9 protein-coding genes are annotated in these 6574 nt (G+C 72.1%); 1 reads left to right on the top strand and 8 read right to left on the bottom strand.

The window, feature by feature from the left end:
• Positions 1–45: 45 nt before the first annotated feature.
• The 8 genes from ALI22I_RS00155 to ALI22I_RS00190 all read right to left on the bottom strand — a co-directional run bounded on the left by ALI22I_RS00155 (position 46) and on the right by ALI22I_RS00190 (position 5932).
• Entirely contained in the window at positions 46–2856 is a 2811-nt protein-coding gene (locus ALI22I_RS00155) for a phage tail protein (RefSeq protein ID WP_077003559.1), read from the bottom strand.
• Positions 2857–2973: 117 nt separating this feature from the next.
• Complete coding sequence (locus ALI22I_RS00160) at positions 2974–3456, bottom strand: hypothetical protein (protein WP_143531826.1); 483 nt, start codon at positions 3454–3456, stop codon at positions 2974–2976.
• Positions 3372–3653, bottom strand: a complete 282-nt coding sequence (locus ALI22I_RS00165; RefSeq protein ID WP_077003560.1) for a hypothetical protein — start codon at positions 3651–3653, stop codon at positions 3372–3374. Before ALI22I_RS00165 ends, ALI22I_RS00160 begins: the two co-directional genes overlap by 85 nt.
• Positions 3650–4279 (bottom strand): phage tail tube protein, encoded by a 630-nt coding sequence (locus ALI22I_RS00170; RefSeq protein WP_077003561.1) that lies wholly within the window; start codon positions 4277–4279, stop codon positions 3650–3652. The genes ALI22I_RS00165 and ALI22I_RS00170 overlap by 4 nt, the downstream gene beginning before the upstream one ends.
• A 91-nt stretch (positions 4280–4370) precedes the next feature.
• Positions 4371–4793, bottom strand: coding sequence for a hypothetical protein (locus ALI22I_RS00175; RefSeq protein WP_143531827.1), 423 nt, complete (start codon positions 4791–4793; stop codon positions 4371–4373).
• Positions 4790–5107 carry a hypothetical protein gene (locus tag ALI22I_RS00180; RefSeq protein ID WP_077003563.1) on the bottom strand — a complete coding sequence of 106 codons (318 nt, stop codon included), beginning with the start codon at positions 5105–5107 and terminating at the stop codon, positions 4790–4792. The genes ALI22I_RS00175 and ALI22I_RS00180 overlap by 4 nt, the downstream gene beginning before the upstream one ends.
• Before the next feature lie 3 nt (positions 5108–5110).
• A complete protein-coding gene (locus ALI22I_RS00185; RefSeq protein ID WP_077003564.1) occupies positions 5111–5413 on the bottom strand; it encodes a hypothetical protein in 303 nt (100 codons plus the stop codon).
• 159 nt (positions 5414–5572) lie between these two features.
• Positions 5573–5932, bottom strand: coding sequence for a hypothetical protein (locus tag ALI22I_RS00190; protein ID WP_077003565.1), 360 nt, complete (start codon positions 5930–5932; stop codon positions 5573–5575).
• Between the two features lie 139 nt (positions 5933–6071).
• Between ALI22I_RS00190 and ALI22I_RS00195 the strand changes: the two genes are divergently transcribed.
• The coding region (locus tag ALI22I_RS00195) for a hypothetical protein (RefSeq protein ID WP_143531828.1) at positions 6072–6574 on the top strand (503 nt) is incomplete at its 3' end.

Raw genomic sequence — 6574 nt, forward strand, 5'->3', positions numbered from 1 at the left:
CCGCAACTGCCCCGGTGGGCCGATCCACAGCGAACGCACGGGCGCTCACCTCCGGGACAGGATGCGTTCGCCGTCTGCGGTGGCACGGGCGATCTCGGTTGCGCCGACCTGCACCACCACGGGGCGGGCGGCCAGCTCGCGCACCGCGTCCACCAGTTCGCCCAGGTCCGGCGGTGCCGCCCCCGTGGCGTCGGCGGTGGTGGTGCGGGTGATCACCCGATCCGGTGTGATGCGGCCGGACACGACCTCGGGCGCGGCCATGCGTGGGATGCTGCGCGTGAGGTCGGACAGGTAGGCCCGCACGGCGGGTTCCTCGGCCTCCAGACCGGACAGCAGCCCGCGCATGATGAGGACGCCGTTGCCGCGCAACAGCTTCGCGTCACGCTCGGGTGGCCCCTTCCAGTCGGGCAACAGGTTCGTGACCTGTCGGAGCTTGTCGCGCAGGGAGTTGATCATGGACTCGATGCCGCGCAGCAGGCCCCGGATCAGGTTCTTGCCCGCCTCGACCAGCAGCGAGCCGAGGTCGCCGAGGCCGGAGAGGATCTTGCCGGGCAGCTCCGCGACGAGGCCGAGCAGTCCGCCCGTGGCGGTGTTGACCGCGCCCCACAGGAACTGGAACGCGCCCGCCACGATGTCCTTGACGCCCTGCCAGGCGCGCGACCAGTCGCCGGTGATCACGCCCATCGCGACGTCGAGCAGCCCTTGGAGGAACTGGAGCCCGCCGGACACGGTGGAGACGATGTTGTCCACGACGGGCTTGACGACGTTGTCCAGCAGGAACCGCAGCGTCGGGATCAGGGTTTCGTTGATCTCGGCGGCGACGGCCGCCCAGATCTTGAGCCAGTCCGTGAGCACCCCGGCGGCCTGCACGACGACCGGCAGCAGCGCCGCGACGATGTCGATCACCGAGGGCAGCAGCGCCACGCCCAGTTCGAGCAGGGGCGGGAGCAGTGGGAGCAGGCCCTCGGCCCAGAGCCGTACCAGGGCCTCGGCCAGCGGCGGGACCAGCGGCAGCAGCCCGACCAGCGCGGTGGACAGCGTCTCGCCGAGCAACCGTCCGATCTCGACCAGCGTGGGCGTGGCCGCCGCCAGCCCGACCGACAGGACCCCGGCGAGCTGCTGGACCGTCGAGACGATCACCGGGAGCACCGGCAGCGCCGCCGTGAGCCCGGCCAGCAGCACTTGAGCCCAGGTGTCGGCGAGCTGGCCGACCAGCGGCAGCACCGCCGACAGGGCCGTGAGCAGGGCTCCGCCGATCTCGACCGCGATCGGCGTCAGGACACGAAGTAGATTCGCCAGCGCCGGGGCCGCGATCTGCACGGCCTGGACGAGCAACTGTCCGAGTTGGACGATCAGCGGGCTTGCCGCCCGTGCCAACTCGATCAGGGCGGGGGCCAGCTCGCGCACGCCGTCGGCGAGCGCACCGCCGACCAGTTCGCCGACGAGTTGGGACACGGCCGGTGCCAACTCGTCGGTGACCCCGGCCAGCAGCTCGACAGCCGGGACCAGCAGCGAGGCCAGGGCCTGGGCCGCGACCCCGGCCAGCGGGGCGAGGGCGGCCAGGACGCGGCCCGCGGGCTCGACCCCTGCCACGAGCACGCCCAGCGCCTGGGCGACCATCGGGCCGAGCTGGGCGATGGCGGGCGCGAGGACCGACGCGGCCACCCGTGCGACCTCGGCGAGCAGCGGCAGCAGGGCCGAGGCCACCGCGCCGAGACCGCCGAAGATCTGTTGTAGGGCAAGGGTTCCCTCCGCGCTGCGGAGGAAGGCGAGCATGGAGCCGGTGACCGCGTTGAGGGTCTGGAGCAGGCCCGCGCCCTGGGTGTTGGCGGCCGACAGGACCGTGAACACGATCCGGACGACGTTGCCCAGGATGGTGGCCAGGTCGCCGAGCGCGGAGAGGCCAGCGGACAGCCACTCGCGTAGCTGCCCGGTCTCGCGGGCGGTGGCGATGAACTGCGCGAACCGCTCGGTGCTCTCCCCGAGCGCGGAGGCGAAGCCGGGCAGGAAGTCGGAGCCCACGGCGGCGATGTCGCGGATGGCGCGCAGCAGCGGCGCCACACCGCCCGCGAGTGCGCGGACGGACTGCCCGGTGTTGTCCAGGATCAGCCGGACGTCATCGACGGTGCGGGCTTCGCCCGCGAACCCGGCCGCGTTGCGTGCGGCCTGGTTGTAGCCCTCGGCGATGCCGATCAGGCCGTCACGCAGTACCGGCAGGTACCGGTCCCCCAGGCGGCTGACTTCGTTGCCGAGTCCGGCGAACAGCCGGGCCTGCACGTCGAGCTTGAGCCCGTCGAGCTGGGGGCGCAGCGCGCGGACGGCGTCGGTGGTCTCCCGCATCGCGGGCGGGAAGTCCTTGACCGCCTTGGCGTAGTCGGCCGGTGTCTCGGCGTTGAGGGCGTCGTTGAGCCCGTCGACGCCCAGGCGCAGCGCGCCCACGGCGGCGGCTGCGGCGATGCCGACCGCGGGGACGATCAGCAGCGACCCGGCGGCTGTTCCGGCCGCCGCGCCGAGCCCGCCCATCAGCCCGAGTGCCTGGGCGATGCCACCGGCCAGCGCGGCGTACTTCAGGGTGGCCGCGCCCACGGTGGCGGTGTGGGCGGTGATGCTGCCGGTCAGGCGGGTGACGCCGTTGTCGAGCTGGGCCAGGCCGCGCACGCTCGCGCCGACGCTGCGGTCCAGGGCGGTGCGGATGGTGACGGTGTGCCCGGACAGGCGGCGGCGCAGCGCGGTGAACTCGTTCTCGGCGGGCGCGGTGTCGAGCTGGGCGAGCAACCGCAGGGCGGTCCGGTCGCCCGCGCGGGCCAGCTCGGCGAGCTGGGCGCGCACCAGCGCGGTCTGGATCTGCGCGCCCAAGGTGATGTCGGGTGCGCCGCGTTCGGCCTGGTTGATCTGTTCCCGGACGTGACGCCCGAGCCCTTGCAGGCTGGGTAGGACCTTGAGGTAGGCGTGACCGACGGTTGCCAGGAGCGCTCACGCTCCCCGCATCCACAACGCGATCTCGCGCAGGGACTTCGTCTCGGGCTCCGGCTCACCCCCTGCCGGTGCGGGCGGGGCGGTGTCGCCGAGGTCCAGCGGAGCGGCCACGTCGGCGTCACTGACCTTCGTGCCCAGGGCGGTGGCGACGGTGGCCCACAGCAGGGTCACGCGGCGTTCCAGTGCGGCGAGCAGGACTTCGGGACGGGTCCACCCGGCGTCCGGGCCGGTCGCACGCCACACGGCGGCGTCGTCGGGCAGGTGCGCGACCACGGCGCACACCCGCCGGAACGACAGCCGCCCCCGGTAGAGGTCCAGCAGGTCCAGGCCCAAGCGCAGGAAGTCCAGTTCGAGCGCTTCGGCGGTGGTGTCGTCCGCCAGCAGACGGGCGACGACTACGGGTTTCCCCGCCCCAACTCCCGCATGATCGTCTGCGAGAAGTGCTCCGCGTCGGCGGCCGTGGTCGCCAGGCCGCGCCACGTCCTGTACTGCTCTTCGCCGAGGATCAGCCGCAGCGACAGCAGCACCTTGCCCTCCTCCTCGGCCTCGATCGCGGCCAACGGGAACTCCGAGGCCGAGGGCAGGGTGAAGCGCTTGCCGCGCCACATCACCGCGTGCTCACTGCGTGCGGGTGCGACCGGGCGGTTGGTGGCCTCTCGGCGTTGGGATCGGCTCACTGGGTGGTCTCCTCGATGGCGAGCGTGCCGCCGCCGCTGGGCGGGGCGAGCAGGACGGCGGGGTCGTCGGTGAGCCACACGGCCAACGTGGTTCCGCTGGCCGGGGCGAGCGCGGCGAAGCTGATGCCCCACCGGGCTTCCTGGGTGCGGGTCCACTGGGCGTCCTGGGTCTCGGAGACCTCGGCGCGCGGGACGTAGAGCCGGTGGTGGTAGATCTCGGTCGCCGAGATCTGGTCGACCCAGTCCACGCACAGGGCGCGCTCGTCGCCCTTGGGCACGGACGAGATCTCGGCGCGGTAGCGCTTCGACCCGGCGGCGGTCTCGGCGAACACCATCCCGCCGAAGTACGCGCCCAGGACCACGGCCTTGGTCTCCTGGAACACCGAGGAGACGCCGAACTCCTGGCTGGTGTAGATGAACCGCGCCGGGGTGGTCTGCTGCCAGTGCGTGGTGCCGGTGCGCTCCACCGCGCGGCGGATGGTCACACCGTCCTCGGTCGAGAGCCCCAGACCGGTCCACGCGGCCGGGAGCGGGGTTGTCGGGTCGGGCGGTTCGGGCGTGCCCGGCGGAGCGAGCGAGAGTTCCCCGGTGCCGGGGACGCGGACGAGGGTGGGACTCAGTGCCAAGCGGACGACCTCCAGGAAGGCGCGGGAGGGCCGCTCTCCTGGTGGTGGTGCCGGGAGGCGGGCAGCCTCCCGAGACGGGTACGAACGAGGTTCAGCGGATGGTGGAGCGGGCGCGCACCGCGACGGCGGCGGTGGCAAGCGGGCGGTCGGTGTGCGGGTCGATCCCGCCGAGGGGGCCGGTGACGGGTTCGCCGCCGGTCAGGCCCGGCGCGGGACGCGGGGCGCACAGCAGCGCCAACGCCAGCCCGACCGCGGCCTTGGCGGCGTGCTCGGAGCGGTGCCAGCAGGTCAGCCGGACCACCACGCGCTGAAGCGCGGGCCAGGCCCAGGTGTGACCGTCCTCGGCGACCAGCAGCCACGGCAACGACGGCGGCCCGCCGTCCGGCCCGTCCCCGACCCGCGTGGACACCTGGACGCCCGCGAGCACGGGTTCAGGGCGTGCGGCGAGCTGCGGACGCAGGGCACGGACCACCAGCTCGGCCACGTCGACCGGCACCGCAAGCGGCCCGCTCACGACTCCCCGCCCGCATCCAGACCGTCGACCTTCAACCCGGCGGCCTCGGCCGCGCGCTTGAGCAGCCCGTAACGGGCCTCCATGCCGACCCCGGCGGGATGGCGCACCGCCACGGTGGTTCCGGCGCGGTCGTGGTTGGGGTCGTCGAACACCTCCACCGGCAACGGCTCACCCGAGGTCACCCGCCGACCGGCGCCGCGCGCGGTCGCGCCGACCTGTTCGGCCGCCGCACGCACCATCGCGGCGAACTCCGGGGAGTTCAGCAGCTCGCGCACGCCGTCCCGGTCGACGCGGAAGCCGTGGAATGCGTCCATCGTTCAGCCCTCCACGTGCTTGAGCCGGGTCTCGTAGTGGACGTGGCCGAACCGGGGTTCCCAGAGGTCGGGTTCGCCGTCGACCTCCAACACCCGCTCGCGCCACTCGATGCGCTCGCGTGCGGCCAGGCGCTCGATGCCGAACAGCCGCCACGAGGTGACCACCGGGCGGCGGCCGGGTTCGGCGGGTTCGGACGAGGTGACCGGCTGGAGCAGGCCCCACATCACGCGACGCGGGGCGTCCGGCCCGTAGTCCAGGTCCGGAGTGGGGTTGTCGTACTCGTCGGTGACCGGCGTCGGGGTCACGACGAGGAAGCGGTGAGGTAGCTGAATGAATGCTCCAATCAGGTGAAGCAAGGCTGAATCGCTCAAGTCGGTGCGAACAGCCGCCGATAGCAGGGAGGAGAAGTGCCGGACCCGTCACAGCGGGCCGGCGCTCTGCCATTTGCGCCGTGTCCGTCGAGGTCAGACCGTCCAGATGGAGAACGCGCCGCGCGGCGCGGGAGCGGGCGGGCGGAGCAGGTCCAATTCGTCCTCGGTCAGGTAGAGCCCGCCGCCCTCGTGCGCGGCCGTGCGCGAGTGCCCGCCCACCGTCTCGGACTTGTTGCCGTCCGGTGGGGACGCCAACGCCCGCAGCACGGCCGTGGCGATCACGCCGGGCGCGGTCGCGGGCGGCGGGTCGGGCAGCTCCGGGACGCGGGCGCGGATGATCGCCGAGGCGTCGGCGACGAGCACCGCCGCGCGGGCCTGCTGCTCCGGGGTGAGCTGCACTTCGGTGCGGGCCTGTACGTCGGCGACGGTGGCCAGCGGAGGGTCGGTGGACATGTGTCACCTCGTCCACTCTTGACCGCGATGGACACAGACAGGCGTAAAGCGAGCCGCCATACCGCGATAATCGGTGCTGGTACGACTAGGTACACGGCGCGTACAGTCCGTCCGCGTGAGTGGGGAGAGATCGACCTTCGTGACCGCAGTCATCGCCGCCGCCGCCGCGTTACTCGGATCAGCCCTCGGGCTCGCCGGTGCTCTTGTGACCACCAATCAGCAATTGGCACACGACCGGCAAGTACGGCTGCGCGAGGAAGTCAAGACCGGCTGCGCCGACCTCCTGCGAGAGAGTCGAAGCATGTTGTCCATACTGGCCGAAGCCGTCGGGAGCACATCACCCAACGTCATCTCGGACGCAAGAACGCGCGCAATTGCCGTCCAGAACGTTATGCTCCAAGCGGAGACTGCACTTCTCCTCGTGGCCCCGGCCGACATCGTCGCCAAATTGACCGATCCCGATGCGGGAAAGCAAAAGCTCTCCACTTCGGATGCGCTGCTTGACCTGGCGCGCAAGGCTGAGAACCCCACGAGCACGGAATTCCGATCCGCGCTTGACTCCGTCAAGGAACTTCAGAAGGCGATGGGTGCGGAGTACATAGACATCGGTGGCGCATGCAGGGGCTATCTGACCAACAACTA

It is taken from the genome of Saccharothrix sp. ALI-22-I (assembly GCF_001984175.1).
Lineage (GTDB): Bacteria > Actinomycetota > Actinomycetes > Mycobacteriales > Pseudonocardiaceae > Actinosynnema.

Bases quoted from the DNA above. Each gene is read 5' to 3' on its own strand.
- ALI22I_RS00190 (WP_077003565.1), bottom strand. From the start codon at position 5,932: ATGTCCACCGACCCTCCGCTGGCCACCGTCGCCGACGTACAGGCCCGC.
- ALI22I_RS00180 (WP_077003563.1), bottom strand. From the start codon at position 5,107: ATGGACGCATTCCACGGCTTCCGCGTCGACCGGGACGGCGTGCGCGAG.